Raw genomic sequence first — 26,274 nt, 5'->3', positions numbered from 1 at the left:
GCCCTCCTCCGCCTTGCATCTGCACGCACCAGACCCCGCTCGGGCCCGCCGAGACGCACCGTCACTCGGAGCCGGCCAGATCCGAAAGAAAGGCCCTAGAGCCGGTGCGGCTTGGAGCGGCGGCGCAGGAACCAGGCCGCGCCGATCACCCCGGTCCCCACCAGCGCGCCACCGACCGCCATGGTGACCGGTCCGGCGTCGCGGGCCGCGCCGCCCAGACCGCCCATGACCCCGCGCGAGGGCGAGGCCGACGCGGTGACCGTCGGGCTGGCGGTGGCCGTCGGCGTCGCCGGGGGCGCCGGTGTCGACACGATCACCGACTGGCTGCCCGCCGTGCTGCCGTTGGAGCACATGACGACCACGGTGTAGGTGCCCGGGTTGACGTCGGACCAGGCGGCGGACTGGCTCACGGTCGTCCCCGACAGCGCCACCTGCCGCCCCTGGGAGAAGTTCGCCTGACCGCCGGCCAGCAGGGACGCGGTGCCCCAACTGCCGTTGACCAGCGTGCAGGCACCGGTCACCACCGACACGGTGGTGCCCGTCGTGCTGACGGAGATGCCGGAGACCGCGGCGGCCGGTGCCGCGACGGCGAGCGGCAGCGCGGCGACCGCCGCCAGGGTCATTCCTGAGCGGGCGACGAGAAGACGGGAAGTGCGCATCGGATGTCCTCCGGCGGCACGGTTGGCGGTACATCCCTTGCGCCGCCGAGGGGTCGGGTACGCCCGTGCTGCCTCTCACGGGCAGCCAACGCGCCCCGCCGGGCCGCCGCATGCGGACCGCATCCGGGCAGGTGAACGATTCCATCGGACGGCCCAGACGGGACGGCCCCGGCGCGCGCGTCAGCCACTGGCCCCCGTGGTCACCGTCCGCAGCGCCGAGAACGCCCCCCAGGTGCCGTCCGGGAGCCGGGCCCGCAGCCGCACCCGGTGCTCGACGCCCTTCTCCCGGCCCGCGTAGAAGCTGTACGTGGCCCGCCCGCGCGGCGGGTCCCCGCCCCACACCAGCGAGGTGGCGGGCTGCCCGTCGAGCTGGATCTGGTACTCGGTGACGACCCCGTCGACCCGGGGCGCCACCCAGGACAGATCGAGGTAGTAGGCGCCGTCGGCGTCCAGGCGCGCGGTGGCGCGGAAGCCGGACGGGGCGGTGTCGGTGTTCCCGTCGGTGCCGGGCGCGGTGGTCAGCCGTAGCGGCGGTCCGGCGGGCGAGAGGTTGTCGGCCGCGTCCCGGGCCCGGACGGTGAAGGAGTACCGGGTGCCCGGCCGCAGCCCCGTGACCACGGTCGCCGTCTGCCCGCCGCCGACGCTGTGCACCTTGGTGCCGCCCTGGTAGACGTCGTACGACACCACCTTGCGGTCGTCGGTGGAGGCCGACCAGGAGAGCTGGACCGCCCGGCTCCCCGCGGCCCTGCCGGTGAGCCCGCCGGGACGGGTCGGCGCCGAGCGGTCCGCCGCGACCGCCGCCGGGGTCGTGGCCCGCACCTGACGGCTCTCGGGCCCGAGCCGCCCGTCGGTGTCGCGGGCCCGCACGGTGAACACGTAGGCGGTGCCGGGGGAGAGCCGGACCACGTCCAGCATCCGGGCGGAACCGGGCACCTCCGCGACCTTGGTGCCGCCCCGGTGGACCTCGTACGCGGCGACCGGCGGATCACCCCGGACCGCGTTCCACATCACGTGCACGCTGGTCGCGCTCCCCGCCTCGGCGGTGACCCCGGTCGGGGCGCCGGGCGCCCGCCCCTCGTCGCCGCCGCCCGCGGCACACCCGCAGGTGAGCGCCAGCGCCAGCACCGGCCCGCACAGCACCACGCGTCGCACGGCCTCGCCTCCCGGCCCGGCACGGGAATTGGTCCGGACCAATATCGCGCGTCGACGCGAACACATCAAGAGGGCGGACCCGACGGCGCCCATCGACCGGACCGCCGCGGAAACTTACGTATGCTGAAGCCCGTCCCGGCATGAACTCTCCCCGTTTCACGTCGAGTTCGTGCCGGCGGCGCGGGCCGCTGTCGTCGCTGTTCCCGCGCCGGCGGGGCGGCCGGGCGGCCGGTGCCGCACCACGCGCACCGGCCCCCGTCCCCTGTCGTCCCGTCACGGGCGTGCACCGTACGGCCCCCTCGGGGTGGCCGGGTGCGAGGACCGGCACCAGATTGGGCTGGGTGTCCGTCACCGTCCCCGGAGAGGGTCCCCCATCGTGCGCGTCCAGTCGCTGACCCTGGCCGCGGCCGGCCTCGCCCTGCTGGCCCCGACCACTTCATCCGTAGCCGTCCGCCCGGTGCCGGGCGCCCAGGGGGCCGAGGCGCCGCGTCAGGAGGGTTCGGTGCGCGCCGCCGACCTCCTGGCCCGCGTCCAGGACTGTGCCCCCGTCTCCCGCGGCCGCTACCGCACCGACGACGGCACCCCGGCCACCGTCCCCGTCTGCGGCACCCGCGAAGCGGTCTTCTGGAAGGCCGACATGGACATCGACTGCGACGGGCGGCCCGGCCCGCACTGCAACAGCGTCACCGACCCGCTGTTCTCCGACGCCACCGCCTTCACCCAGTCCGACGGCCGCTATCTGAGCGCCGAGACCCTGCCCTACATCGTGGTGCCCGGGGCCAGCGACATCTGGAACTACCGCGACCACGGGGTGCGCGGCGGCTCCGTGGCGGCGGTCGTCTACAAGGACCGGGTGCAGTACGCCGTCGTCGGCGACGTCGGGCCGAGCGACATCATCGGTGAGGCGTCCTACGCCACCGCCGAGGCGCTCGGCATCCGCCCCGACCCGCACGGCGGCGGCACGCCCTCCGGTGTCACCTACATCGTCTTCAAGAACTCCCAGGCGACCCCGATCGAGAGCCACGCCTCGGCCGTGGCGGTGGGCGAACGCCTGGCCCGCCTGTTCGCCGAGGGCGCGACGACCCCGTCCCGGGCCCCCGGAACTCCGGCCGCCCCGAAGGACACGGCGCCCACGGCACCGGATCCGGACGGCACGGCCCGGCCCGGGGAACCGGCCGGGTCCGGCACGGCGGAGGTCGTGAAGGACGCCGTCGAGGAAGCCGTGGCGGAGGCGGCGGACGAGTCCCCGGCCGAGGACCGGGCCGATGAGCAGACCGGGGAGCAGCAGGAGGAACAGCCGGAGGACGCCGCGTCCGAGGAGGAGTGACCCCCAGCGTCACACCTTCCGGTAGGAGTACGCCTCTTCCGCCGCCGCCGCCACTTCGTCCAGGCCGCCTCCGGCCGTGGCCGTGACCACCGCGGCCACCGCGCCCTCCACGAACGGCGCGTCCAACAGGCGGGACCCGTCCGGGAGTTCGTCGCCCTCCGCGAGCAGTGCCTTGACCGTGAGGACCGAACTGCCCAGATCCGCCAGGAGGGCGACACCGGCGCCCCGGTCGACGGCCGCCGCCGCGGCGGCGATCAGCTCCGCGCTGGTGCCGAGGCCGCCGTCCTCCGTGCCGCCCGCCGTGGCGACGGGGACGGTGTCGCCGCCGCCCGCGAGACCGCGCGCCAGCTCGGCGACGGCCGTGGCCACCGCCGCGCTGTGCGACACCAGCACGATCCCGACCGGCTGGTCGCCGCTCATCCCGCCGCCTCCGTCAGTGCGGCGACCAGCAGCGCGGCCGAGGTGGCGCCCGGGTCCCGATGGCCGATGCTGCGCTCGCCGAGATAGCTGGCCCGGCCCTTGCGGGCCCGGAGCGGCACGGTCGCCTCCGCGCCCCGCTCGGCCGCCGCGGCCGCCGCGCCGAAACCCTCACCGAGCGCGGCCACCGCCGGGACCAGCGCGTCGATCATCGTCTTGTCGCCGGGCGCCGCGCCCCCGAGCCGCATCACCGCGTCCACGCCCGCGTCCAGCGCCTCGGCGAACCGCTCCTCGCTCACCTCGGCCGCGTTCCCGAGCGCCTTTCCGGTCCGGCGCAGCAGCGTGCCGTAGAGCGGTCCCGACGCGCCGCCCACCGTCGAGATGAGCTGCCGTCCGGCGAGGACGAGCACGGCCCCCGGGGTGTCCGGTGCCTCCTTCTCCAGGGCGGCGGTCACGGCCAGGAAGCCACGGCGCAGATTGCTGCCGTGGTCGGCGTCCCCGATGGGCGAGTCCAGGGCCGTGAGGTGCTCCGCCTCACGGTCGACGGAGGCGGCGGTAGCCGTCATCCAGCGGCGGAAGAAGTCGGCGTCGAGCACAGGATCTCCTTGCGTGGTCGGTACGGTCCCGGCGGCGGGGCTCACATGCCCCAGCGCAGCCCCGGTGTGCGCACCGGCGCGTCCCAGAGCCGCAGCAGCTCCTCGTCGATCTGGCACAGGGTCACGGACGCGCCGGCCATGTCGAGGGAGGTGACGTAGTTGCCGACGAGGGTGCGGGCGACGGCCACCCCGCGCTCGCCCAGCACCCGCTGCACCTCGGCGTTGAAGCCGTACAGTTCCAGCAGCGGCGTGCCGCCCATGCCGTTGACCAGGACGAGGACCGGGTTGCGCGGCGTCATGTCGTCCAGGATCGCCTGGACGGCGAAGTCGGCGATCTCCCGGGACGTCATCATCGCCCGCCGTTCCCGGCCCGGCTCCCCGTGGATGCCGACGCCCAACTCCAGTTCGCCCGGCGGCAGATCGAAGGTGGGGCTGCCCTTGGCGGGGGTCGTGCAGGCGCTCAGCGCCACCCCGAAGCTGCGGGAGTTCGCGTCGACCTGCCGGGCGAGGGCCTCGACCCGCTCCAGCGGCTGCCCCTCCTCGGCGGCGGCACCGGCGATCTTCTCCACGAACAGCGTCGCGCCGGTGCCGCGCCGTCCGGCGGTGTAGAGGCTGTCGGTGACCGCCACGTCGTCGTCGACCAGCACCTTGGCGATCTGGATGCCCTCGTCCTCGGCCAGCTCGGCCGCCATGTCGAAGTTGAGGACGTCACCGGTGTAGTTCTTCACGATGAACAGCACCCCGGCCCCGCTGTCCACGGCGGCGGCCGCCCGCACCATCTGGTCGGGCACGGGCGAGGTGAACACCTCCCCGGGGCAGGCCGCCGAGAGCATCCCGGGCCCCACGAACCCGCCGTGCAGCGGCTCGTGCCCCGACCCGCCCCCGGAGACCAGCCCCACCTTCCCGGCCACCGGCGCGTCGCGCCGTACGATCACCCGGTTCTCCACGTCCACGGTCAGCTCGGGATGCGCCGCCGCCATCCCGCGCAGCGCGTCCGCGACCACGGTCTCCGGAACATTGATCAGCATCTTCACGGGTACCTCCTGGTGAGACAGCCTCCGGTCTCCACCCTTCCAGGTCGGACGGCGGCGGGCGAGCCCCGGTGCGTAGAGTGGCGTCACGTGCGCACAGGGGAGGGGTGGCCGTGTTCGGCATGGCGGGACAGAGACTGCAACGGGCTTTCGCGGACCTGGGGGACCTCACGGGCCGCACCCTGGACGACATCGTCTCGGTGGCGGGCGCCCCGGTCGCGCAGAGCATGGCCGGACCCGGCCAGACCCTGGTCCAGTGGCAGAGCGACGGCTACCACATAGGGATCCTCTTCGAGGGGGACCGGTTCGCGGGCATCCTCAGCGAGGACTCCGGACTGCTGCCCGGCGGGCGGCGGTTGGCGCAGGGCTTCGCGGGTCTCGGTGTCCTCACCGGCCGGACCAAGGGCGAGATCGTGGCGGCGGTCGGGCCCCATTCCGCGTTCAGCGTGACGGGGCCCGACCAGGTGCTCCTGCAATGGCAGAGCGACGTCTACCACATAGCGCTGCTCTTCGAGGGGGACATCTGCGTCGGGATCACGCACGAGTTCGCGATCTGACGCCCCCGGCGCCCGTGCCGGGCGCGCTACTTGAGGTACGGCCCGTCGGACCCGATCCGGCCGGGGCCGTTCAGGACGTAGACGCGCAGGTTGCCCTTGCCCGGCGCGGCCACCGACAGGGTGCCGTTGGCCACGGTCCTGGTGTCGCCCGTCACCGCGTCGGTGTACGTGCCGTTGGGGATGCCGGTGAAGGTGGCGGCACCGGTGACGGTCACGAGCGCGAAACTGTCCGTGCCGCCTGATGTGTAGCGCCGCTTGAAGGCCATCGGGCCGCTGATGCCCTCCGTGGAGTACTGGCCCATCTGGAGCGCGGGCACGGCCCGGCGGATCAGGTTCAGCCGCTGGAGATGCTTGACCAGGGGCTGCGCCAGGGTGTTCGCGACCTCACCGCTGGCACTGGCGACCGTACCGAAGCCCGAGGCGGTGACCGAACCGGCCAGATGGTCGCCGTAGTAGGCGCGGCCGGTGGAGGCGAGCGGGCAGGACGGGCCGCAGTCGATCTGCTTGCCCTTCTGGAACTCGATCTCCGAGCCGTAGTACAGGGTCGGGATGCCGCGGAAGGTCCACATCAGGGACATGTTCTCGGCCCAGGCGTCGGTGCCGCCCGCGTAACGGGTGCTCGACTTGTTGGGCCCGTAGTCGTGGCTGTCGACGTAGACGACGTTGTACGTGGCGTCGTTGACGCTGTCGTCGGAGTCCCTGCCGTTGTTGTAGGCGTTCTGCGCGTCACCGAAGTTCATGTGCATACGCATGTCGATGATGTTCATCCCGGAGAACCGGCTGTGGTCCGGGGTGCGGTAACTGTTGCCGTCGAGGAAGGCGTTGGCGGACGTCGGCTGGTCGCCGGTGCCGCGGCCGTTCTCGTAGTCGAACTGCTCGATGGCCGCCACCTCGTCGTCCGCGCTGTACTCCTTGCGCTCCTTCCAGGTGTAGAACTGCGCGGAGTGGTTGACCGAGCCCCGGTTCCACTTGTCGTTGACGAAGGCCGCGACCTCGCCGAACACGAAGAAGTTCCGGGCCGCCTCGGCGCCGAACCTCTGGGTGACCCGCTCCTGGATCGCGGGCAGGAAACGCCGGTTCCAGGTGACGCGCGGAATGTGGACGGCGGTGTCGACCCGGAAGCCGTCCACGCCCATGTCGATGTACTTGTCGTAGGCGCCGATCAGGTAGTTCTGTACGGCCGTCGACTCGGTGTTGAAGTCCGCCAGGTCCTCGTGCAGCCAGCACGAACGGGCGTCCTCGCCCTCCCAGTTGCCGATCCAGCACCGGTGGTAGTACGCCTTCGGGAACATGCCCGAAGTGGGGCTCGGCCACTGGCAGTTGTAGACCGTGTACCCCTCGGCGCTCTTACCGCCGGTGGGCACGCCCCAGTTGACGCAGGTGTTGCCGGTGGGCTCGGCGGTCGACCACAGGTCGCCGTTGTAGTACGACTTCCCGGACTTGGGCTCGACGGTCAGCCCGTCGTACTCGAAGCCCTCGCTGCGCTCGTCGTAGTACCAGCTCCACTGGCTGTCGCGGACCCCGTAGACCGTCGGCGTGAACAGGCCCTTGGCGCCCCAGCGGGAGCTGTGGTTGTAGACGACGTCCTGGTAGATCTTCATGCCCTTGGCGTGCGCCGCGTTGATCAGGTCCTGGTAGGAGGCGCCGGCCGACTCCAGGCGCGGGTCGACCTTGTAGAAGTCGTAGCCGTGGTAGCCGTGGTAGTCGTAGTCCGAGCGGTTGAGGACCACCGGGGTGATCCAGACGGCGGAGAAGCCGAGCGCCTTGATGTAGTCGAGCTTCTCCACCAGACCCTTGAAGTCGCCCCGGAACATGGGGTCGTCGTTCGCCGCGTTGCCGGACTTCACATGCTGGCTGCCGCCCCGGTTGTTGGAGCTGTCGCCGTCCTGGAAGCGGGCGGTGAGCACGAAGTAGATGGGGTCCTTGCGGGGATCGGTGCCGAGCGGGGTGCCCGGGTCCGGCGCCGGGGCGTTCGCCCCGGTGGTGGCGCTCGCCGTCGCCGAGGCCGGGGAGGTGTTGCCGGCCGCGTCGACGGCCTTCACCGAGTAGGTGTAGGCGGTGTGTTCCGCCAGTCCCGTGTCCGTGAAGACCGTCGCGGAGACATCGGTGACGACCGTGCCCGTGGTACCGCCGGTGCGGGTGACCTGGTACTTCGTCACGGCCTTGTTGTCGGTGGCGGCGTCCCAGGTCACCAGCACCGAGGTGTGGGTGGCGGCCGCCTTCACGTTCGCGGGGGTGCTCGGGGCCTCGGTGTCGGGGACCTCGGCCGCGCAGGGGTCGGCGGCGCCGGTGGCGACCACGCGGTCCTTCACCGTCGTCGTGCCGGTGGGCACGGTGTAGTCGGCGCTGTTGTTGTTGTCCCACACGCCGTTGCCGTTGTTGAAGGCGGCCTTGAGCGAGGTGGCGGTGCCGATGTCCAGGGTCCGCTTCCACCAGCCGGTGCAGGCGGCCTCCATGCCGACGCCGGGGACGGTCGTCCAGGAGCCGCCCGTCGGGGCGTAGTGGATGTTGGCGGTGGTCCAGCCGGTGGTGGCGGTGGAGTAGTAGACGGTCGCCGTGTTCCCGGAGCCGCCGCCGGTGTCGGCGCAGGGGTCGCTGTGGGCGATCACTCCGTCCTTGACGGTGATGTTGCCGGTGCCCAGGGCGTAGTTGGCGCCGCCGTTGTTGTCCCAGGTGCCGGCGCCGTTGTTGAAGGTGGCCTGGAGGCCCTCGGCCGAGCCCAGGTCGACGGTCTTCTTCACCCAGTCCGTGCACGCGGCTTCCATCGTGGTGCCGGGGACGGTCGTCCAGGAGCCGCCGTCCGGGGCGTAGTGCAGATACGTGGACGGCCAGTTCTTGGTCTTCGTGTAGTAGAAGACGGTCGCGGTGTTCGCCGCCTCGGCGGCCGTCCCCAGCGGGACGGTGCTCGACGCGGGCGGGCTCGTGAGCAGCCCGAGGACGCCCGCCGTGGCCAGGGCGAGAGCGAGCGGACGTGGGCGTGGGCGTTTGGAACGCCCGGGGGTGGGGTGCATGGCCTCTCCTGAAGCGGCTGCGGAGACGGGGGAGGTGGGGGGTGCAGCAGGAAATCCGGTGGGGCCGGGAACCGGCTGAAAGGGCAACCGGTAAATTCCTGAAAGGGCTTGCAGTCGCAGAAGCTACAGGCGCATGACAACCGCGTAAAGGGACGCGTCACGACCGGCTGCGGCGCGAATGGCAGGATGCCTCTGGGGAGTTGATCGAACGAGGGTGCGGGGGCATGTGGTGGCGGGGACGGTCCTGGCGGCACTGGACACCGTGGCGTGGGACGGGCTGGAGCCCGCGGTCGCCCTCCACCCGGCCGACCGGATGCGCCGGGCCCTGCGACGGCTGGCCGAACAGGGCGCCGCGGCGACCGAGGACGACGCCTACGAGGTGTACGAGTGCTTCGCGCCCGGCGCCCGCCGGCTGCCCGCCCTCTCGGCTGCCGCGCTGCCGTTCGTCGTCGCCCTCGCCGGGGACCCGGACCTCGGCTCCCCCGCCTCCCGCGGCGTCCTCGTGGAACTCCTCGTCGACCTGGCCGGGGTGGCGGCCGCGGCCGGCCCGGACGCCGTGGACCCCGGATGGCACGGGCAGTGGCGGAGCCTGCGGCCCCGGATCCGGGCGCTCCTCGCCGACCCGCTGCCCCGGGTGCGGCGCGAGGCCCTGCCGCTCGCGGAGGGACCCGGCGCCCTGCTGGAACGCTGGCACACCGAACCGGACCCGGCCGTACGGCTGCCCCTGCTGCTCGCCCTCGGCGCCGCCGCGCGCGGCGGGGACGGCGACACCGGACCGGTGCGGGCGGTGGTGGCCGAGGTGCTGCGGACCGGCGACCCCGTGCCGAGGGTCGCGGCCGTGCACGCCCTGGCCGCCTTCGACGCCGAGGGCGCGGTCCACGAGCAGGACGTGCTGGTGGCGGTCCTGTCCGACCCGGCCGGCGCCCCGGCCTTCGAGGAGACCTGGTACCTGCCCGGCGTCGAGCACGCCCTCACCCGCGAGGACGTCGTGGCCGCGTCGGCCGACCTGTACGGCGACCACCCCGGGGCCCAACTCGCTCTCGCCGTACGGCTCGTGACGGCCGCCCGCCGCAGCGCGGACGCCCCGCTGTGCCGGGCCGCGCTGGACGTGGGCCGGCACCTGCTCACGCTCCGGCCGTCCGCCGCGTCCGCCCTGCTCCCCCTCGCCGGGGATCTGCTCACCGACCCGGACGACGGCGTACGGTACCGGGCGGCCCATCTGCTCGCCCTGCTGGGCCGCCGGGCGGCGCCCTACGCCGACGCCCTGGCCGCGCGGCTGGACGACCCGGGCGCGGACGAGTGGTACGAGGGCACCGTGGGCGATCACGCCCGTTGGGCGCTGACCCGGATCGGTGATCCGCGCGCCCTGCCGGGGCTCGTCGAGCGGCTGTACGAGCCCTATCGGGGCTCGTGGTCCCGCGCGTACTGCACGGGCGACCCGCGGCTGCCCGAGGTCGAGGACGTCCTGCTGCCGCTGCGGGCGCACGCGGCGGCGCTGCTGCCCGCGATCCGGCGGCTCCTCCGGGAGGACGGCGTCGGCGGCACGCTGACCTGCCCCCTGCTCCGGGTGCTCACGGCGTGGGGCGAGGCGAGCGCGCCCGCGCGCCCGGAGGCCGTGGCTCTGCTCGGCGACGCCCGGAACTCGCTGGACGCCGTCCACGCGCTGGTGGCGATGGGGCCGGCCGCGGCTCCGGTGCGGGACGCGGTGCGCCGGTGCACGGTGCTCGACCATCCCGGCAACCACCGCCTCGTCGCGTGGGCCGTCTGGCGGCTGGGCGGCGACCGCGACGCGGCACTGCGCACGATCGGCGAGGCGGTGTCGGCCGCCGAACCCCCGCTGCACGGTCCCGTCGACCTCCTCGGCGCGTTCGGCCCGGCGGCCGCGCCGTACGCCGACGACGTGCGGCGGCTCATGGAGCGGGGCGACGGCTGGACGCGGCAGCGGGCGGCGCTCGCCCTGTGGTCGATCACGGGCGAGCCCGAGCCGAGCGCGACGGTCCTCGCGGAGGGTGTCCGCGCCGAGCACGTCCTGCCGGACGACAAGGATGGCGAGGGCGGCGAGCACGGCGAGTACGGCGGTCTGTACGGCGTCTTCCACGACGCGCTGCGCGGCCTCGCCCGCATCGGCCGGGCCACCCCGGAGGTGCGCGCGACCCTGCGCACGGTACGCGCGGCCGACCGGCGGCTCTCGCCGTACCGGGACCACCGGGCGGTCCTCGACGACGAGGCGATCCGGGCCACGATCGACGAGGTGCTCGCCCTGCCCTGACGCCCGCCGGGAGGTGCACTCCGACGGACGCGCGGAAAAGCGGAATGCCTGAATGATGAGCCTATGGTGATTCCGTGTGCGGAATTCCGTCGTGCGGAAGGAAGTGGGCGGATGAGAGCGCTGGGCGTCGAGGGCGCGTGGGTGGACACGCCGAAGGTGTTCACGGACGACAGGGGCCGCTTCCACGAGTGGTTCAAGGACCGCGCCTTCCGGGACGCCGTCGGCCAGGACCTTCGGCTCGCCCAGGCCAACTGCTCGCGTTCGGTGCGCGGGACGCTCCGCGGCATCCACTTCGCCGAGGTCCCGCCGGGCCAGGCCAAGTACGTCACCTGCGTCAGCGGCGCGATCCTCGACGTGGTGGTCGACCTGCGGGTCGGCTCCCCGGGGTTCGGGACCTGGGACGCGGTGCGGCTCGACGACACCACCCACCGCAGCGTGTACCTCTCGGAGGGGCTCGGCCACGCCTTCATGGCACTGGAGGACGACTCCACCGTCGTCTACCTCTGCTCACAGGGGTACGCCCCCGGGCGCGAGCACGGCGTCGACCCGCTCGACCCGAGCCTGGGCATCGACTGGCCCGAGGATCTCGTACCGCTGCTCTCCGACAAGGACGCGGCCGCGCCCTCCCTGGCGGAGGCCGAACGGCAGGGTCTGCTGCCCTCGTTCGAGGAATGCGCGGCCTATCGCAGAAGCCTGGTGGGGGACGGGCAGGAGATCGGCGGGTGACATGCGCCGGGTGAATGCGAGCCGCGCACATCACTTTCCTCCAGAGACACCTACGGCGTGCAAGGCGTCCTCGGCGGCGGGTGTCCGGTCCGCGCGCCGGGCGCGTTCCACGGCCTGCCCCCAGTAGGTGCCGACGACGATGAGGACGGCGCCGAGCGCGGCCGCCGCGGTGAGCCGTTCGGAGCCGAAGCCGATACCGACCGCGAGCGCCCAGACCGGTTCGGTGCCCAGCAGCAGACTGGCCCGGGTCGGGGAGGTGCGCTGCACCGCCCAGGTCTGCGCCAGGAACGCGAAGAGACCGCAGAACAGGGCCAGATAGAGCAACTGCGCCCAGGCCGTCGCGTCCGTCCGGGCGAGCAGCGGCAGCCCGGCCGCCGCCGGCGGCAGGAACAGCACCGTCCCGACGACGCTCTGGACGGCGGTCAGGTGCAGCGGGCGCAGCGACCGGCCCGCGGTGAGCCGCCCGACGAGCACCACATGGCCCGCCCGGACCACCGCCGCCGCGAGCATCAGGAGATCCCCGACGCCCGGCGCGCGCAGCCCCGTCCCCGAGACCAGCAGGCCGACACCGCCGACGCACAGGCCGGCCGCGAGATAGAACCGCACCGGCAGCCCGCCGCCCCGCCCGGCGCGGTCCAGGAGCGGGGTGAGGACCAGGGTGAGGCTGATGATCAGCCCCGCGTTCGCGGCACTGGTGTGCGCGACGCCGTACGTCTCCAGGACGAGGACGGCGGCCTGGGTGACGCCGAGCAGGGTGCCGCGGGCGAGTTCGTCCCGGGTCAGGGGGCCGGAGGACCGTACCGCCGCGGCGACCACGGCGACACAGGCCACCGCGGAGATCGCGTACCGCAGGAACAGGACGAGGAGGACCGAGGTGGCTTCGGTGGCCGTCTTCGCCGTCAGATAGCTGGAGCCCCAGACGACGGCGACGGCCAGCAGCACCACGTCCGTACGACGGGTGGATGGCATGACGCCACCCTCTCCGACCAGCACGTTGAAGTAAACGACGAACTACTGAAACGACCTTGTAGCGGAGCTACACTGTGCCGGTGGACGAGAGACAGCTCCGTATCCTGCGGGAGCTGGGCGAACTGGGCAGCGTCACCGCGGTCGCCGAGGCGCTGCGGGTGACGCCCTCGGCGGTCTCCCAGCAACTCCGGCTGCTCCAGCGGCCGATCCCGGTGCCGCTCACCGAACGCGACGGACGGCGGCTGGTCCTCACCGCCGCCGGACAGGCGCTGGCCGACGCCGCGATCGGCGTGGAGACGGCGCTCGCCCGGGCGCGGCACGCGGTGGACGCGTTCGTCGACCTGCCCGACGGCACGGTGTCGGTGGCCGGCTTCCACAGCGGGGCCGCCGCCTTCTTCCCGCTCCTCCTGCGCGGCCTGACCGCCCCCGGCTCGCCGCGGCTCACCCTCCACGACGAGGACGTGGCGCAGGACGACTTCCCGCCGCTCACCCGTGACTACGACCTCGTCCTCGCCCACCGCCTCGACCACGCGCCGGCCTGGCCCCGGACCACCACGGTCACGCCCCTGCTGCGCGAACCGCTCGACATCGCCCTGCCCGCCGGCCACCCCCTGGCCGCCCGGCCCCGGCTGACCCCGGGGGAGGTCGCGGACCAGCCGTGGATCACCGTCCACGACGGCTTCCCGCTGCTGGCCACCGTCGAGGCCGTCGCCGCGGCCGCCGGACGGCGCCTCGACATCGTCCATCGCGTCAACGAGATCTCGGTCGTCGCCGAACTCGTCGCCGCGGGCGGCGGAGTCGCCCTGATGCCGCGCTGGACGGCCCGCCCGCACCCCGACGTCGTCCTCCGACCGCTCGACGGCGTCCAGGCCCTGCGCCACGTCGACGTCCTCCACCGCCCCGAACGCACGGCACGCCGAGCCGTCCGCACCGTGCTCACCGCACTGGTGAACGCGGCGGAGACGGTGCGCGGCCGCGGCTAGCCCCGTTGGAGAGCGGGCCGGGGGCCTCAGGACGGCTCGGTGCCTCCGAGGGCGTCCAGGATCCGGCCGGCGGCCAGGGTCGCCGTCAACTCGCCGTCCCGCACCTGCTGTTCGAGCACCGGCGCCAGGGCCCGTACGGCCGGGTCGGAGTGCAGGCGGCCGAGCAGTTCGTCGCGGACCATGGTCCAGGTCCAGTCGACCTGCTGGTCACGCCGCTTGGCGGTGAGCCGCCCGGTCGAGTCCAGCAGGGTGCGGTGCTGTTCGAGCCGCTCCCAGACGGTGTCCAGACCGGCCGACTCCCGCGCGCTGCAACTGAGCACGGGCGGAGTCCAGACGGCGTCCGCGCCGTGCATCAGCCGCAGCGCGCCCGCCAGTTCACGGGCCGCCGCGCGGGCGTCCCGTTCGTGCGGGCCGTCCGCCTTGTTGACGGCGATCACGTCGGCCAGTTCCAGGACGCCCTTCTTGATGCCCTGGAGCTGGTCGCCGGTGCGGGCCAGGGTGAGCAGCAGGAAGGAGTCGACCATGTTCGCGACCGCGGTCTCGGACTGGCCGACGCCGACCGTCTCGACGAGGATCACGTCGTAACCGGCCGCCTCCATCACCACGATGGACTCCCGGGTCGCCTTGGCGACCCCGCCGAGCGTGCCCGCGGTGGGGGAGGGGCGCACGAACGCCGCCGGGTCGACCGCCAGGCGCTCCATCCGGGTCTTGTCGCCCAGGATCGAGCCGCCGGTCCGGCTGGACGACGGGTCGACCGCGAGCACCGCCACCCGGTGCCCGCGCGAGGTCAGCAGCGTGCCGAAGGCGTCGATGAACGTCGACTTGCCGACGCCCGGCACCCCGCTGACCCCGATCCGCCGCGCCCGCCCGCTGTGCGGGAGCAGCTCGGTCAGCAACTCCTGGGCCAGCACCCGGTGCTGGGGCAGGGTGGACTCGACGAGCGTGATCGCGCGCGCGATCAGCGCCCGCTTCCCGTCGAGCACACCCTTCACATAGGCGTCGACATCGATCACAGGCTGTGCCCCAGGCCGGTGGCCAGCCGCTCGACCAGGTCGTACGCGGCGTCCGGGATCACGGTGCCGGGCGGGAAGACGGCGGCGGCGCCCATCTCCAGCAGGGTCGGCACGTCCTGCGGCGGGATCACCCCGCCCACCACGATCATGATGTCCTCCCGGCCCTCCTCGGCGAGCTGCTCGCGCAGCGCCGGGACGAGGGTGAGGTGCCCGGCGGCCAGCGAGGAGACGCCCACGATGTGCACGTCCGCCTCGACGGCCTGGCGGGCCACCTCGGCCGGGGTCTGGAACAGCGGGCCGACGTCGACGTCGAAGCCGAGGTCGGCGAAGGCGGTGGCGATGACCTTCTGGCCGCGGTCGTGGCCGTCCTGGCCCATCTTGGCGACCAGGATGCGGGGCCGGCGGCCCTCGGCGTCCGCGAAGGCGGACACCAGGCTTCGGGTGCGTTCCACGGAGGGCGACTCACCTGCTTCGTTGCGGTACACGCCGGAGATCGTACGGATCTGGCTCGCGTGCCGCCCGTACACCTTCTCCAGGGCGTCGGAGATCTCGCCGACGGTGGCCTTGGCGCGGGCCGCGTTCACCGCCAGCTCCAGCAGGTTGCCCTCGCCGCCGGCCGCCCGGGTCAGCGCGTCCAGCGCGTCCTGGCAGGCCCGCTCGTCGCGTTCGGCGCGCAGCCGGCGCAGCTTGGCGATCTGCTGGGCGCGCACCGAGGAGTTGTCGACCTTGAGGACGTCGATCGCCTCGTCGTTCTCCACCCGGTACTTGTTCACGCCGATCACCGGCTGGCGGCCGGAGTCGATCCGGGCCTGGGTGCGGGCCGCGGCCTCCTCCACGCGCAGCTTGGGGATGCCGGCGTCGATGGCCTGCGCCATGCCGCCCGCCTGCTCGACCTCCTGGATGTGCTGCCAGGCGCGGCGGGCCAGGTCGTAGGTGAGCTTCTCGACGTAGGCGCTGCCGCCCCACGGGTCGATGACGCGGGTGGTGCCGGACTCCTGCTGGATCAGGAGCTGGGTGTTGCGGGCGATGCGCGCCGAGAAGTCGGTGGGCAGCGCGAGCGCCTCGTCCAGGGCGTTGGTGTGCAGCGACTGGGTGTGGCCCTGGGTGGCCGCCATCGCCTCCACACAGGTACGCGTGACGTTGTTGAACACGTCCTGCGCGGTCAGTGACCAGCCGGAGGTCTGCGAATGCGTGCGCAGGGACAGCGACTTGGAGTTCTTCGGGTCGAACTGCCTGACCAGCTTCGCCCACAGCAGGCGGGCCGCGCGCAGCTTGGCGACCTCCATGAAGAAGTTCATGCCGATCGCCCAGAAGAACGACAGGCGCGGTGCGAACGCGTCGACGTCCAGGCCGGCTTCACGGCCCGCGCGGATGTACTCCACGCCGTCGGCGAGGGTGTACGCCAGCTCCAGGTCGGCCGTCGCGCCCGCCTCCTGGATGTGATAGCCGGAGATGGAGATGGAGTTGTAGCGGGGCATCCGCTGCGAGGTGTAGGCGAAGATGTCGGAGATGATCCGCATCGACGGCTTCGGCGGATAGATGTAGGTGTTGCGGACCATGAACTCCTTGAGGATGTCGTTCTGGATGGTCCCGGCCAGCTTCTCGGGCGGTACGCCCTGTTCCTCGGCGGCCACGATGTACAGCGCCAGCACCGGCAGCACGGCGCCGTTCATCGTCATCGACACGGTCATCCTGTCCAGCGGGATGCCGTCGAAGAGCTGACGCATGTCGTAGATCGAGTCGATCGCCACGCCCGCCATGCCGACGTCACCGGTCACCCGGGGGTGGTCGCTGTCGTAGCCGCGGTGCGTGGGCAGGTCGAAGGCGACCGACAGGCCCTTCTGGCCGGCCGCGAGGTTGCGGCGGTAGAAGGCGTTGGACTCCTCGGCGGTGGAGAATCCCGCGTACTGGCGGATCGTCCACGGCTGGTTGACGTACATCGTGGGGTACGGGCCGCGCAGATACGGCGTGGCGCCCGGGTAGGTGCCCAGGAAGTCCAGGCCCTCCAGGTCCTGCCCGGTGTAGAGCGGCTTGACGCCGATGCCCTCCGGGGTCTCCCAGAGCAGGTCGTCACCGCCCGCCGCCCGCTTGACGGCCGTACGCCATTCGTCGGCGCCGCCGGCGGGGGTGGGGGTTCCCAGTTCGATCCCGGAGAAGTCGGGGATGGAAGGGGTGGTCATCACGACACTCCCATACGGTCGAGGGCGGCGGTCAGGACGGCGACGGCGTCACAGCCCGCGAAGACGTAGGCGTCGACATCGGCGTACGCACCGGGACGGCCGGCCAGGAGGACCTGGCGGGCACCGGCGGCCTTGAGCCGGCCGGCGACGGCGGCCGCCTCCTCCTCGTACACGGTGTCGCTGGAGCACAGGACGGCCTCGCCGGCGCCGCTCTCCTCGAAGGTGCCCTCGGTGACGGGTTCGATGCCGCCCGCCTGGAAGAGGTTGGCGGCGAAGGTCAGCCGGGCGGTGTGCGCGGCGGCCGGGCCGAGCGCGGCCAGGTAGACGCGCGGGCGGGCGCCGGTCGCGGCCAGATGGGCGTCGGAGCGGGCGCGCAGCGCCTCGTACGCCTCGTCGCGCCGCACCCGCGGCAGACCGCCGGACGGCTGTTCGGGCGCGGGAGCGCGCACCACGGGCTTCTCGCCGAGGAACGGGAACTCGCTGACGCCGGTGACGGGTTCGCGCCGCTTGGCGAGCCGGGCGGAGCGCGCCGCCCAGGTGTCGGCCAGGTCCCGGCCGAGGTCGCCGGAGCGCAACGCGGCGGCCTGGCCGCCCAGTCGCTCGATGCGGCGGAAGAACTCCCAGCCCGCGTGGGCCAGTTCGTCGGTGAGCCGCTCGACGTACCAGGAGCCGCCCGCCGGGTCGACGACCCGGGCCAGATGGGACTCCTCGACCAGGATCGTCGAGGTGTTGCGGGCGATCCGGCGCGCGAACGCGTCGGGCAGGCCCAGGTCGTGGTCGAAGGGCAGCACGGTCACGGCGTCGGCGCCGCCCACCCCGGCCGCCAGCGTGGCGATGGTGGTGCGCAGCATGTTCACCCACGGGTCGCGGCGGGTCATCATCACCGGCGAGGTCACCACGTGCTGGAGCTGGGCACCGGCGGCGGGCGCCCCGGACGCCTCGGCGACCCTGGCCCACAGCCGGCGGGCGGCGCGCAGCTTGGCGACGGTCAGGAACTGGTCGGCGGTGGCCGCGTACCGGAACTCGAGCTGGGCGAAGGCCTGCTCGACGCTCAGCCCGGCCTCGGTGAGCGCCCGCAGATAGGCCGCACCGGTGGCGAGGGACGCGCCCAGCTCCTGCGCGGCGGAGCCGCCGGCCTCGTGGTACGGCAGGGCGTCCACGGTCAGGGCCCGCAGCCCCGGGTACTCCTCGGCGCACAGCCGGGCGAGCGTGGTCGCGGCGGCGAGGTCGCCCGCGCGGCCGGTGCGGGCCTCGTGGCCGAGGGGGTCGGCGCCGAGGTTGCCGCGCGCCGCCTCCTTGGCGACACCCCGCTCCCCGTACAGCCGCAGCAGCTCGCGCGCGGCGGGCTCGGTGGCGTCGCCCGCGTCGAGGACGACGGGCGCCAGGTCGAGGAAGACGCCGTCGAGGACCGGGGCGAGCGACGACACGGGAAGGCCCGCGTCGCCGACGGTCAGCCACAGGGAGGTGACGCCGTTCTCCAGATCGGCGAGGACCGCCTCGCCGTCCGCCGTCGTGTGGCGCTGCCGTACGTCCCAGCCGCCCGCCGTGTTCCCCTCGGCGCGGCTGCCCCGTACGAAGGGGGCGAAGCCCGGGAAGCCGGGATCGGGCGCGGTGTCGCGCGCGGTGTAGAGAGGGCGGGTGCGCAACCCGTCCTCCAGCGTGGTGGACAGGGCTTCCTCGGCTTCGGCGCCCTCGACGTCCTTGCCCGTTTTGCGTAGTACGCCTGCTACCAGGCGCTGCCACTGCTCGTGGGTGGTGTCGGGGAACTCGCCGGCCAGCTCGAGCCCGTCGTCAGGCAGGACCGTCATGCTCGGATGCTAGGACAGAGAGCCAAAGGAGCAGCAGTGGGCACACTGTGACCTTGCACTCTTCGCGCTTGTGACCTTGACCTCCAGAGCCCTGAAAGGCCCGTCCGGGAGCCGATTCGGAGGCCGGTTCAGGGGCCGGTTCAGGTGGGAAAGGCGCCGCCGCGCGGACCGGGAGATCCGCGCGGCGGCTGGTCGGCCGGCCCCGTGACCGTAACGGGGCCGGCGCGTTCTGGGGTGGGGCGGGCTCAGGGGCGGGCCGTGAGGTAGCCGCCCATGGTGGTGAAGTACTCGGCGGCGCCCAGCTCCACGCCGTCCTCGGTCCGTACGCGCGTGACGGCCAGTCCGTGGTTGCGGCCGGTGCGCGCGTCGGCGCCCGCGACGATCACCACGCCGTCGCCCTCGCGGTAGAAGATCCGGCCGGGCGTGCCGCCGTAACGGCCCTCCGAGACCACGGCGCTCAGGATCTCCAGGCGCTTGCCCCGGTGGAAGGTGAACGCGCTCGGGTACGGGGCGGACTGGGCGCGCACGAGGCGCTCCAGGTCCTCGGCGGGCCAGGTCCAGTCGATCCGGCTGTCCTCCAGGGCCCGCTTGTGGAAGAAGCTGGCCTGGGAGCGGTCCTGCCGGGTGAACTCGGTGCGGCCGGAGGCGATCTGGGCGAGCGCGCCCGTGGTGACCGGGGCGATGAGGTCGACCGTCTTGTGGAAGAGGTCGGTCGCGGTGTCCGTCGGCCCGACCGCCACGGCCTGCTGGAGGACGATGTCGCCGGCGTCCAGTTCCTCGTCCATCAGATGGGCGGTGACGCCTACTTCGGACTCGCCGTTGATGAGCGCCCAGATCAGCGGAGAGAAGCCGGCGTACTTCGGGAGCAGCGAGTCATGGACGTTGAGGGTGCCGTGCCGGGGGAGGCCGTAGATGCGCGGGGGGATCCAGGTCCGCCAGTTGTTGGCGACGATGATGTCCGGGTCGGCGTCCTTGAGGCGCTCGAACAGCTCCTCGTCGTCGGGGCGGTTGCGCAGCAGGACGGGGATGCCGTGCTCCTCCGCGAGGTCGGCGACCGAGTCGCTCCAGATCCGCTCGTAGACGTGCTCGCTCTTCGGGTGCGTCACGACCATGACCACGTCGTGCTCGGATTCCAGCAGGGCCTGGAGGGTGCGGTGGCCCCAGGTCTGATAACCGAACATGACGACCCGCATGGGGGCTCCTCCTCAGGGCAGGAATAGGACGGTGCAAGTAAAGCAAGGCTTACCTAACGAGGCAATCCCGGGCACGTGAACGCGGTCTGAGGCGGTGTCAAAAATGCGGAGAACGGCAGGGTGTCCGTTTTGCCCGGTCGACAGCTTCACAAGATAAGCTTAGGCTTCCCTAAGTTATGTGGGTCTCGCGGAAGCGTGCCCTCCTCCCGCTACTTCCCGCGCCGATCACGGCTGCCCCCGCACGAATGGGAGTGACATGTCTCAGGTTCTTCCTGGCGACGCACCACTGATACACGACCTCATCGGCATCGGCTTCGGGCCGTCCAATGTGGCCATGGCGATCGCTCTCACCGAGCACAACGCACGCGTAGGCAGGCAGGAGGCCGTCACCGCCCACTTCTTCGAGCAGCAGCCGGAGTTCGGCTGGCACCGGGGCATGCTCATCGACGACGCCACGATGCAGGTGTCCTTCCTCAAGGACCTGGTGACCCTGCGCAACCCCACCAGCGAGTACAGCTTCCTGAGCTATCTCCAGAGCAAGGGGCGGCTGATCGACTTCGTCAACCACAAGAACTTCTTCCCGCTGCGGATGGAGTTCCACGACTACTTCGAGTGGGCCGCCGCGAAGGTCGACGACCTGGTCTCCTACGGCCATGAGGTCATCGGCGTCGAACCCGTCGTCCGCGACGGTGTGGTGGAGTACCTGGACGTCACCGTCCGGGCCGGCGAGGGCCTCGTCGTGCACCGCGCGCGCAACCTCGTCATCGGCACCGGCCTGCGGCCGCGCATGCCGGACGGCGTCGAGCGCACCGAGCGCATCTGGCACAACTCCGACCTGCTCGGCAAGGTCGACGCCCTGGAGGGCACCGACCCCACCCGGTTCATCGTGGTCGGCGCCGGCCAGAGCGCCGCCGAGAACGTCGCCTATCTGCACCGCCGTTTCCCGCGCGCCGAGGTCCACGCCGTCTTCTCCCGATACGGCTACAGCCCCGCGGACGACAGCAACTTCGCCAACCGCATCTTCGACCCCGAGGCGGTGGACGAGTACTTCTCCGCGCCCGAGGACATCAAGCGGAAACTGATGGACTATCACGGCAACACCAACTACTCCGTGGTGGACATCGACCTCATCGAGGACCTGTACCGGCGGGTCTACCAGGAGAAGGTCCAGGGCACGGAGCGGCTGCGCTTCCACAACGTGTCCCGGCTGACCGGGGTCGTCGAGACGCCCGAGGGGGTCCTGGCCACCGTGCGCTCACTGGTGACCGGCGAGGACACCGTCCTGGAGGCCGACGTCGTCGTGTTCGGCACCGGGTACCGGCCCGCCGACGGCCTGGCGCTGCTGGGCGAGGTCGCGGGACTCTGCCACCGCGACGACGAGGGCCGGGTCCGCGTCGAGCGCGACTACCGGGTGGCGACGAGCCCCGAACTCCACTGCGGTGTCTACCTCCAGGGCGGCACCGAGCACACCCACGGCATCACGTCCTCCCTGCTCTCCAACACGGCGATCCGGGTCGGCGAGATCCTGGACTCGATACTCGCCCGCGGTCTGAAGCCCGTCGAGCCGCTCACGGACGGCATCGGGACCACCGCGCGCTAGGTCTCCGTCACCTGCTCCGGGGCACCTCTTGCGGTGCCCCGGCGCTCCGGTGCGCCGGGGTCCGGACGCCCCGTGGTGCCTCGGTGCCGACCCGCGCCCCCACTTCACCGCCCGCCCGGGGCACGGAAGGAACACCCCGCCTTGTCCATCGCGACGCCACCCGCTGCCCTGCTCCCGGCCCGGTCCGCCGTACGGTTCGCCCGCCCGGAGGACGCCGAGGAACTCGCCGCGCTGTCCCGCCCGTTCGCCCGTACCGGCGCGCTCCGCGAGCGCCCGGTCGCCCTGTACGCCTCCCGGGCGGCGGACTTCGTCGTCACCGAGGCGCCCGACGGCACCCTCGACGGCTGCCTCGCCCTCCAGGTCCACGCGCCGGAACCGGCGGGCACCACCCACCTGTTGTCGGGTGTGCTGTACAACTTCTGCGTCGCGCCCCACCGGCAGGGCCACGGCATCGGCACCCGGCTGCTGCGCGCCGCCGTGGCGAGGGCCCGCGCGCGGTCGGTGGGCGCGCTGTTCACGGCGACCGTCGGCGGGGGCGGCCTCTTCCTGCGGCACGGCTTCGGCCCCGCCGACCCCGGCACGGCCCCGGCCGCCTGGACCGCGTCCCTGGACCCGCGCCGCAACGCCCGCGTGCTCGCACGGGTGTTGTGATGCCGGGGCCGCAAGTCCGTTACCCAGTAAGGCTGTTGTGCCGTACCGCTCAGTGGACGTCCGCGCCGATCGCCGGCACCGCCGCGCCGGGGACCACCGTCGTCCCCGGTGGTGTGTCGCCGAGGACCCCGTCGAGCACCGCGTGCGGTACCCGGCCGTCCAGCACCTGCGCCTGGCGCACCCCGGAGCGGACGGCCCGCAGGCAGCCCTCCATCTTCGGCAGCATCCCGCCCGCCAACCCGGGCAGCAGCGCCTCCAGTTGATCGGCCGTCAGCCGCTCGATCACCTCGGCGCTGTGCGGCCAGTCGGCGTACAGCCCCGCCACGTCGGTGAGCATCACGAGGCGTTCGGCGTCCAGGGCGGAGGCCAGCGCGGACGCGGCGAGGTCGGCGTTGACGTTGTAGACCTCCCCGTCCGTGCCGCGCGCCACGGGGGAGACCACCGGGATACGGCCCTGGTCGAGGAGCGCGCGCACGGTGTCCGCGTTCACGTCGACGACCTCGCCGACGAGCCCGATGTCGACCTGCCGTCCGTCCACCCAGGCCGGCCGCCGGACGGCGGTCATGGTGTGCGCGTCCTCGCCGGTCATCCCGACGGCGAACGGGCCGTGGGCGTTGATGGAACCGACCAGTTCGCGCTGCACCCGGCCGGTGAGCACCATGCGCACCACCTCCATGGTCTCCGGGGTGGTCACCCGCAGCCCCGCCGTGAACCGGGTCTCCAGGCCGAGGCGGTCGAGCATCGCGCTGATCTGCGGTCCGCCGCCGTGCACCACGACCGGGAGCAGCCCGGCCCGCCGCAGGGCGACCACGTCCTCGGCGAACGTCCGCCGAAGGGCCTCGTCCACCATGGCGTTGCCGCCGAACTTGACGACGATCACGCCGCCAGCGTGTCCCACGTGTCCCACTCCGTCCGCTCAGGCTCGTCCGTTCGAACCGGTGTTGCGCCGCTCCCGGTGCAGGAGCAGTTCACGCAGCAGTCCGTCCGTCGTACGGACCACACCGCTGCGCGCCACCCACCGCAGAGCCATGGTGTGCTCCTCGGCGGAGAAGTCGGCCACGGCGTCCGCGACCACGAAGGGCTGGAAGTCGTTCATGGCGGCGTCCGCGGCGGTGAGCAGGACGCCGAGGTGCGCGTACAGCCCGCAGACGATGAGCTGGTCGCGGCCCTGGGAGCGCAGCAGCCGGCCGAGATGGCTGCGCAGGAAGGCGTTGGGGCGCACATTGCGCAGCAGATGCTCGCCGGGGCGCGGGGCGAGCCGCTCGATGACCGCCGTGGCGTCCGGCTCGGGCTCGGGGCCCTCGGACGTCGCGGCGCGGTGCTTCACCGAGCCGTTGCGCAGTTCGACCGGCTCCGCGCTGAAGACGACCGGCATGCCCAGCGCCCCGGCGAGCCCGCGCAGGGCCGCGACGTTCTCGACGAGTTCCCGCACGGGCGAACTGCCCGCCGGGAACGCGTCGATGAACTGGTTCTGCATGCCGTGGATCAGCAGCGCGGTGCGCTCCGGGGCGATGGTCCAGGCGACATGCGGCGCGGGAAGGGAGGAACGGTCCGGCATGGGATACGACTCGATGGCCGGAAGACCCATGGACGCCCTCCTCCCCGTGCGGCGCGCCGGTGTGCCCAGCCCCTCCTGGTGTCCTTCTTAGCTTAGCCTAACCTTAGTCGTTTGTAATGGGATTGAGGGTGCCGGCCGGGACGGGGGAGCAGTCCCGGTGCGGGGGCCTACAGCGGGTTGCTGCGGGTCTCCGCCAGCAGGTACCAGGCGGTGGCGCCGGTGTGCCGGTACGGGTAGTAGCCGAACCCGAAGCCGGTGTCGATCGGACTGCTCGCCGAGACGATCCCGGACCGCTCGGCCAGGGCCCCGCCGCCGAACGTCTGCGCCCCGCCGAGCCGGTCCTGGGCGCGCTCGGCCGACGCCAGCAGCCGCCGGGCGCGCGCCTCGTCGCCCGGTGCCCGCCGCACGCGCAGGGCGAGCGCCAGATGCGCCGTGCCCTCGAACCAGACGCCGTTGCGGTTCGGCCGGGGCTGTCCGTCGGCGATCGGGCGGTCCTCGTCCGCCACCAGACTCGCCGAGCTGAAGGTGACACCCTCGTACGACTGACCCGCGGGCACCGTGCTGTTGGGGCGGTCGGCCCGGTCCAGGACGGCGAGTTCGGCCGCCGCCCAGTCCAACGACCGTGCGTGCGTGCGGGATCGGAGCGCGAGGTGGGTCCAGGTCTGGGTGTCCTCGGGGATCGGCGACTTGTTGATCGTCACCCCGTCGTCGGTGCCGGTGTAGAAGAAGCCGCCGGCCGGTTCCCACATCTTCTTGACGAACGCCTCGGCCCGCGCCTGCCGCTCCCGCCACACCCGTGCGCCGGTGAGCTGCCCCAACTGCCCGAACAGGCCGACCAGATCGGTGTTGTGCTCGGTCGAGGTGAAGGGCAGCGGGCGGTTCGCCCCGTCGACCCCGAACTTGTAGCCGCCGAGCGGTTCGTCGGTGCGTCCCGTCCGGTCGATCCATTCGCCGATCCGTACGGCACCGGTGCGGAAGCGGCGTGCGCCCGTACGGCGGGCGAGGGCGGTGAGCGCGAGCCCCGCCCAGGCCATGTCGCCCACCGCGGTGCCCGTGAAGCCGAACTGGGTGCCGACGTTGGCCGTGCCGTCCGCCCGCACGAACCCGTCCGGCTGCGGTGTGCCGTCGTAGAAGGTGTACGGCCCGACGTTGTACGCCTGGCGCAGCCGGCCGTCGTCGTGCGCCGGGTCGTGCGCCTGGGCGAAGAGCAGCGCGTCGCCGAGGGCGATCGCCCGGGCCCGGCCGCGCTCGGTGCGGGTCGCGAGCAGGGCGAGGATCGTGAGGGCGTTGTCGTAGGTGAACGCCGTGCTGAACAGGCCCGCCTGGTCGGTGTAGCTCTGGGCGAGCCGGAGCGGGCCGTGGTCGGGGTAGGCGTCCATGGCGGCGGCGAGGAAGGCGGCCGCGCGGTGCGGTGCGGGGGCGGCGGGCGCGGGGTGCGCGGGGTGCCGGGCGTCGGAGCGGGCCGGGGTGGCGCCGGCCGCGTGGGCCGGGACGGCGTTGGCCGCGGCGAGGACGGCGACACCGGCGCCGAGGCCGGTCCCGATGAGCGCGCGGCGGCTGATGGCCGGGCCTTGGCTGCCGGTCATGGGTCTCCTAGGGAATACGGATGCGGGAGTGGCGGGAGCCGACCTTCGCTTGAGAGCGCTCTCAAGCGAAGGTCGGCTCATTCTGCTGGCGGTCCGGTTGCGGGTCAACGCCTGTGCACGGAGAGGCGGTTGGGGAACGGGGACGGCCCCGCCGCCGAAGGGCGAGCGGGGCCGCTTCTGCCAGGCGGGGTGTCAGGCGGCCGGGTGGACGAGTCCGGACTCGTAGGCGAAGGCCACCGCCTGGACCCGGGCGCGGGCGCCGATCTTGGTGAGGATGTGGCTGACGTGGGACTTCACGGTGGTGGGGGCGATCGACAGCCGGGAGGCGATCTCGGCGTTGGACCAGCCGGACGCCACGGCGACGAGCACATCGCGCTCGCGTCCGGTGAGGGTGTCGAGGTCGACGTCCCGACCGGCGGTCCGGACGGTGTCCTGGCGGCGGACGGCGTCGATGAGGGCCTGGGTGAGCGCCGGGGTGATCACGGCCTCACCGGCGGCCACGTCCCGTACGGCCGCGATGAGTTCGTCCGGGGTCGCGTCCTCGGAGAGGAACCCGGTGGCTCCGGCGCGCAGGGCGGCGTAGGCGTGACGCTCGTGACCGGGCGGGGCGAGGACGAGGATCCGGGGGTGCGGCGGCGCGGGCGACGGGGGCGCGGGATGTGGGGCGGGCGACGGATGCGCGGGGTGCGCGATGCGCCGGACGGTGTCGAGGCCGTCGGAACCGGACGCGTGGGCGTCGATCAGGACGACGTCGGGCCGCAGGGCGCGGGCCAGACGGACCGCCTCGGCGCCGCTCGCGGTCTCGCCGGCCACGGTCAGCCCGGGCGCGGCGCCCAGGAGCATCCGCAGGCCGAGCCGCTGCAGGGACTGGGCGTTGACGATGAGTACGGAGACCATGTCAGTCGTTCTCCACGCTCCTGAACGAAACGGTTTCGTTCATATGAGGCTCAGGCTACCCCGTCCCGCTATCGAAACGACATCGTTTTTT

21 protein-coding genes and 1 pseudogene are annotated in these 26,274 nt (G+C 72.9%); 7 read left to right on the top strand and 15 right to left on the bottom strand.

Going from position 1 to position 26,274, the window contains the following annotated elements; all coding sequences use genetic code 11:
• Window positions 1–95: 95 nt before the first annotated feature.
• Together G6W55_RS15550 and G6W55_RS15545 are read right to left on the bottom strand one after the other, a co-directional pair.
• On the bottom strand, window positions 96–659 hold the full coding sequence (locus tag G6W55_RS15550) for a hypothetical protein (protein WP_030787311.1): 564 nt from the start codon (window positions 657–659) through the stop codon (window positions 96–98).
• A 180-nt stretch (window positions 660–839) separates the two neighbouring features.
• The gene (locus tag G6W55_RS15545) at window positions 840–1,796 is read right to left on the bottom strand and encodes a fibronectin type III domain-containing protein (RefSeq protein WP_244369571.1); all 957 of its coding nucleotides are present in this window, start codon (window positions 1,794–1,796) and stop codon (window positions 840–842) included.
• A gap of 391 nt (window positions 1,797–2,187) precedes the next feature.
• On the opposite strand from G6W55_RS15545, the pseudogene G6W55_RS39240 reads away from it, so the two are divergent.
• Window positions 2,188–2,886 (top strand): annotated as a pseudogene (locus G6W55_RS39240) (glycoside hydrolase family 75 protein); the annotation flags it as partial.
• Window positions 2,887–3,147: 261 nt separating this feature from the next.
• Here G6W55_RS39240 and G6W55_RS15535 read toward each other — a convergent pair.
• The 3 genes from G6W55_RS15535 to dhaK are packed head-to-tail and all read right to left on the bottom strand — an operon-like array spanning window position 3,148 to window position 5,185.
• Window positions 3,148–3,558 (bottom strand): PTS-dependent dihydroxyacetone kinase phosphotransferase subunit DhaM, encoded by a 411-nt coding sequence (locus G6W55_RS15535; RefSeq protein ID WP_175521422.1) that lies wholly within the window; start codon window positions 3,556–3,558, stop codon window positions 3,148–3,150.
• Window positions 3,555–4,151 carry a dihydroxyacetone kinase subunit DhaL gene (dhaL, locus tag G6W55_RS15530; protein ID WP_175521421.1) on the bottom strand — a complete coding sequence of 199 codons (597 nt, stop codon included), beginning with the start codon at window positions 4,149–4,151 and terminating at the stop codon, window positions 3,555–3,557. The genes G6W55_RS15535 and dhaL overlap by 4 nt, the downstream gene beginning before the upstream one ends.
• Before the next feature lie 41 nt (window positions 4,152–4,192).
• Window positions 4,193–5,185: a dihydroxyacetone kinase subunit DhaK gene (gene dhaK, locus G6W55_RS15525; RefSeq protein WP_175521420.1), complete on the bottom strand. Its 993-nt coding sequence runs from the start codon at window positions 5,183–5,185 to the stop codon at window positions 4,193–4,195.
• A 119-nt stretch (window positions 5,186–5,304) separates the two neighbouring features.
• Between dhaK and G6W55_RS15520 the strand changes: the two genes are divergently transcribed.
• A complete protein-coding gene (locus tag G6W55_RS15520) occupies window positions 5,305–5,739 on the top strand; it encodes a hypothetical protein (protein ID WP_175521419.1) in 435 nt (144 codons plus the stop codon).
• 26 nt (window positions 5,740–5,765) lie between these two features.
• Here the strand turns inward: G6W55_RS15520 and G6W55_RS15515 are convergent, their stop codons facing one another.
• Window positions 5,766–8,750, bottom strand: a complete 2,985-nt coding sequence (locus tag G6W55_RS15515) for a carbohydrate binding domain-containing protein (protein ID WP_175521418.1) — start codon at window positions 8,748–8,750, stop codon at window positions 5,766–5,768.
• Between the two features lie 229 nt (window positions 8,751–8,979).
• Here G6W55_RS15515 and G6W55_RS15510 point away from each other — a divergent pair, with 229 nt between their 5' ends.
• Both G6W55_RS15510 and rfbC read left to right on the top strand, forming a co-directional pair.
• Entirely contained in the window at window positions 8,980–11,019 is a 2,040-nt protein-coding gene (locus tag G6W55_RS15510) for a hypothetical protein (protein ID WP_175521417.1), read from the top strand.
• Window positions 11,020–11,130: 111 nt separating this feature from the next.
• On the top strand, window positions 11,131–11,745 hold the full coding sequence (gene rfbC, locus G6W55_RS15505) for a dTDP-4-dehydrorhamnose 3,5-epimerase (protein ID WP_175521416.1): 615 nt from the start codon (window positions 11,131–11,133) through the stop codon (window positions 11,743–11,745).
• A 30-nt stretch (window positions 11,746–11,775) separates the two neighbouring features.
• Here the strand turns inward: rfbC and G6W55_RS15500 are convergent, their stop codons facing one another.
• Complete coding sequence (locus G6W55_RS15500; protein ID WP_175521415.1) at window positions 11,776–12,714, bottom strand: DMT family transporter; 939 nt, start codon at window positions 12,712–12,714, stop codon at window positions 11,776–11,778.
• A gap of 80 nt (window positions 12,715–12,794) precedes the next feature.
• On the opposite strand from G6W55_RS15500, the gene G6W55_RS15495 reads away from it, so the two are divergent.
• Window positions 12,795–13,697, top strand: a complete 903-nt coding sequence (locus tag G6W55_RS15495) for a LysR family transcriptional regulator (protein WP_175521414.1) — start codon at window positions 12,795–12,797, stop codon at window positions 13,695–13,697.
• A 26-nt stretch (window positions 13,698–13,723) separates the two neighbouring features.
• Here G6W55_RS15495 and meaB read toward each other — a convergent pair whose 3' ends face one another.
• The 4 genes from meaB to G6W55_RS15475 form a co-directional block, all read right to left on the bottom strand.
• Window positions 13,724–14,710, bottom strand: coding sequence for a methylmalonyl Co-A mutase-associated GTPase MeaB (gene meaB / locus G6W55_RS15490; RefSeq protein ID WP_030787344.1), 987 nt, complete (start codon window positions 14,708–14,710; stop codon window positions 13,724–13,726).
• On the bottom strand, window positions 14,707–16,890 hold the full coding sequence (scpA, locus tag G6W55_RS15485; protein ID WP_175521413.1) for a methylmalonyl-CoA mutase: 2,184 nt from the start codon (window positions 16,888–16,890) through the stop codon (window positions 14,707–14,709). The genes meaB and scpA overlap by 4 nt, the downstream gene beginning before the upstream one ends.
• Window positions 16,890–18,698, bottom strand: a complete 1,809-nt coding sequence (locus G6W55_RS15480; RefSeq protein ID WP_175521412.1) for a methylmalonyl-CoA mutase family protein — start codon at window positions 18,696–18,698, stop codon at window positions 16,890–16,892. The genes scpA and G6W55_RS15480 overlap by 1 nt, the downstream gene beginning before the upstream one ends.
• A gap of 245 nt (window positions 18,699–18,943) precedes the next feature.
• Entirely contained in the window at window positions 18,944–19,891 is a 948-nt protein-coding gene (locus G6W55_RS15475) for a methionyl-tRNA formyltransferase (RefSeq protein WP_175521411.1), read from the bottom strand.
• 256 nt (window positions 19,892–20,147) lie between these two features.
• Between G6W55_RS15475 and G6W55_RS15470 the strand changes: the two genes are divergently transcribed.
• Both G6W55_RS15470 and G6W55_RS15465 read left to right on the top strand, forming a co-directional pair.
• Window positions 20,148–21,491 (top strand): lysine N(6)-hydroxylase/L-ornithine N(5)-oxygenase family protein, encoded by a 1,344-nt coding sequence (locus tag G6W55_RS15470; protein ID WP_175521410.1) that lies wholly within the window; start codon window positions 20,148–20,150, stop codon window positions 21,489–21,491.
• Window positions 21,492–21,632: 141 nt separating this feature from the next.
• The gene (locus G6W55_RS15465; protein WP_175521409.1) at window positions 21,633–22,142 is read left to right on the top strand and encodes a GNAT family N-acetyltransferase; all 510 of its coding nucleotides are present in this window, start codon (window positions 21,633–21,635) and stop codon (window positions 22,140–22,142) included.
• A gap of 49 nt (window positions 22,143–22,191) precedes the next feature.
• On the opposite strand, the gene argB is transcribed toward G6W55_RS15465, so the two are convergent.
• The 4 genes from argB to G6W55_RS15445 form a co-directional block, all read right to left on the bottom strand.
• A complete protein-coding gene (argB, locus tag G6W55_RS15460) occupies window positions 22,192–23,040 on the bottom strand; it encodes an acetylglutamate kinase (RefSeq protein WP_309243721.1) in 849 nt (282 codons plus the stop codon).
• Window positions 23,041–23,058: 18 nt separating this feature from the next.
• Window positions 23,059–23,730 (bottom strand): isochorismatase family protein, encoded by a 672-nt coding sequence (locus G6W55_RS15455; protein WP_175521408.1) that lies wholly within the window; start codon window positions 23,728–23,730, stop codon window positions 23,059–23,061.
• A 137-nt stretch (window positions 23,731–23,867) separates the two neighbouring features.
• On the bottom strand, window positions 23,868–25,286 hold the full coding sequence (locus G6W55_RS15450; protein ID WP_175521407.1) for a Tat pathway signal sequence domain protein: 1,419 nt from the start codon (window positions 25,284–25,286) through the stop codon (window positions 23,868–23,870).
• A gap of 192 nt (window positions 25,287–25,478) precedes the next feature.
• Entirely contained in the window at window positions 25,479–26,183 is a 705-nt protein-coding gene (locus G6W55_RS15445) for a response regulator transcription factor (RefSeq protein WP_175521406.1), read from the bottom strand.
• Window positions 26,184–26,274: the final 91 nt, after the last annotated feature.

The organism is Streptomyces sp. CAI-85, assembly GCF_013363615.1.
GTDB lineage: Bacteria > Actinomycetota > Actinomycetes > Streptomycetales > Streptomycetaceae > Streptomyces > Streptomyces antibioticus_B.
Note: the sequence above shows the minus strand (reverse complement) of the source record. Positions and strands in the feature narration are given on the sequence as shown.

Bases quoted from the DNA above. Each gene is read 5' to 3' on its own strand.
- G6W55_RS15550 (WP_030787311.1), bottom strand. From the start codon at position 659: ATGCGCACTTCCCGTCTTCTCGTCGCCCGCTCAGGAATGACCCTGGCG.
- G6W55_RS15535 (WP_175521422.1), bottom strand. From the start codon at position 3,558: ATGAGCGGCGACCAGCCGGTCGGGATCGTGCTGGTGTCGCACAGCGCG.
- G6W55_RS15520 (WP_175521419.1), top strand. From the start codon at position 5,305: ATGGCGGGACAGAGACTGCAACGGGCTTTCGCGGACCTGGGGGACCTC.
- G6W55_RS15515 (WP_175521418.1), bottom strand. From the start codon at position 8,750: ATGCACCCCACCCCCGGGCGTTCCAAACGCCCACGCCCACGTCCGCTC.
- rfbC (WP_175521416.1), top strand. From the start codon at position 11,131: ATGAGAGCGCTGGGCGTCGAGGGCGCGTGGGTGGACACGCCGAAGGTG.
- G6W55_RS15500 (WP_175521415.1), bottom strand. From the start codon at position 12,714: ATGCCATCCACCCGTCGTACGGACGTGGTGCTGCTGGCCGTCGCCGTC.
- scpA (WP_175521413.1), bottom strand. From the start codon at position 16,890: ATGACCACCCCTTCCATCCCCGACTTCTCCGGGATCGAACTGGGAACC.
- G6W55_RS15480 (WP_175521412.1), bottom strand. From the start codon at position 18,698: ATGACGGTCCTGCCTGACGACGGGCTCGAGCTGGCCGGCGAGTTCCCC.
- G6W55_RS15475 (WP_175521411.1), bottom strand. From the start codon at position 19,891: ATGCGGGTCGTCATGTTCGGTTATCAGACCTGGGGCCACCGCACCCTC.
- G6W55_RS15470 (WP_175521410.1), top strand. From the start codon at position 20,148: ATGTCTCAGGTTCTTCCTGGCGACGCACCACTGATACACGACCTCATC.
- G6W55_RS15455 (WP_175521408.1), bottom strand. From the start codon at position 23,730: ATGGGTCTTCCGGCCATCGAGTCGTATCCCATGCCGGACCGTTCCTCC.
- G6W55_RS15450 (WP_175521407.1), bottom strand. From the start codon at position 25,286: ATGACCGGCAGCCAAGGCCCGGCCATCAGCCGCCGCGCGCTCATCGGG.
- G6W55_RS15445 (WP_175521406.1), bottom strand. From the start codon at position 26,183: ATGGTCTCCGTACTCATCGTCAACGCCCAGTCCCTGCAGCGGCTCGGC.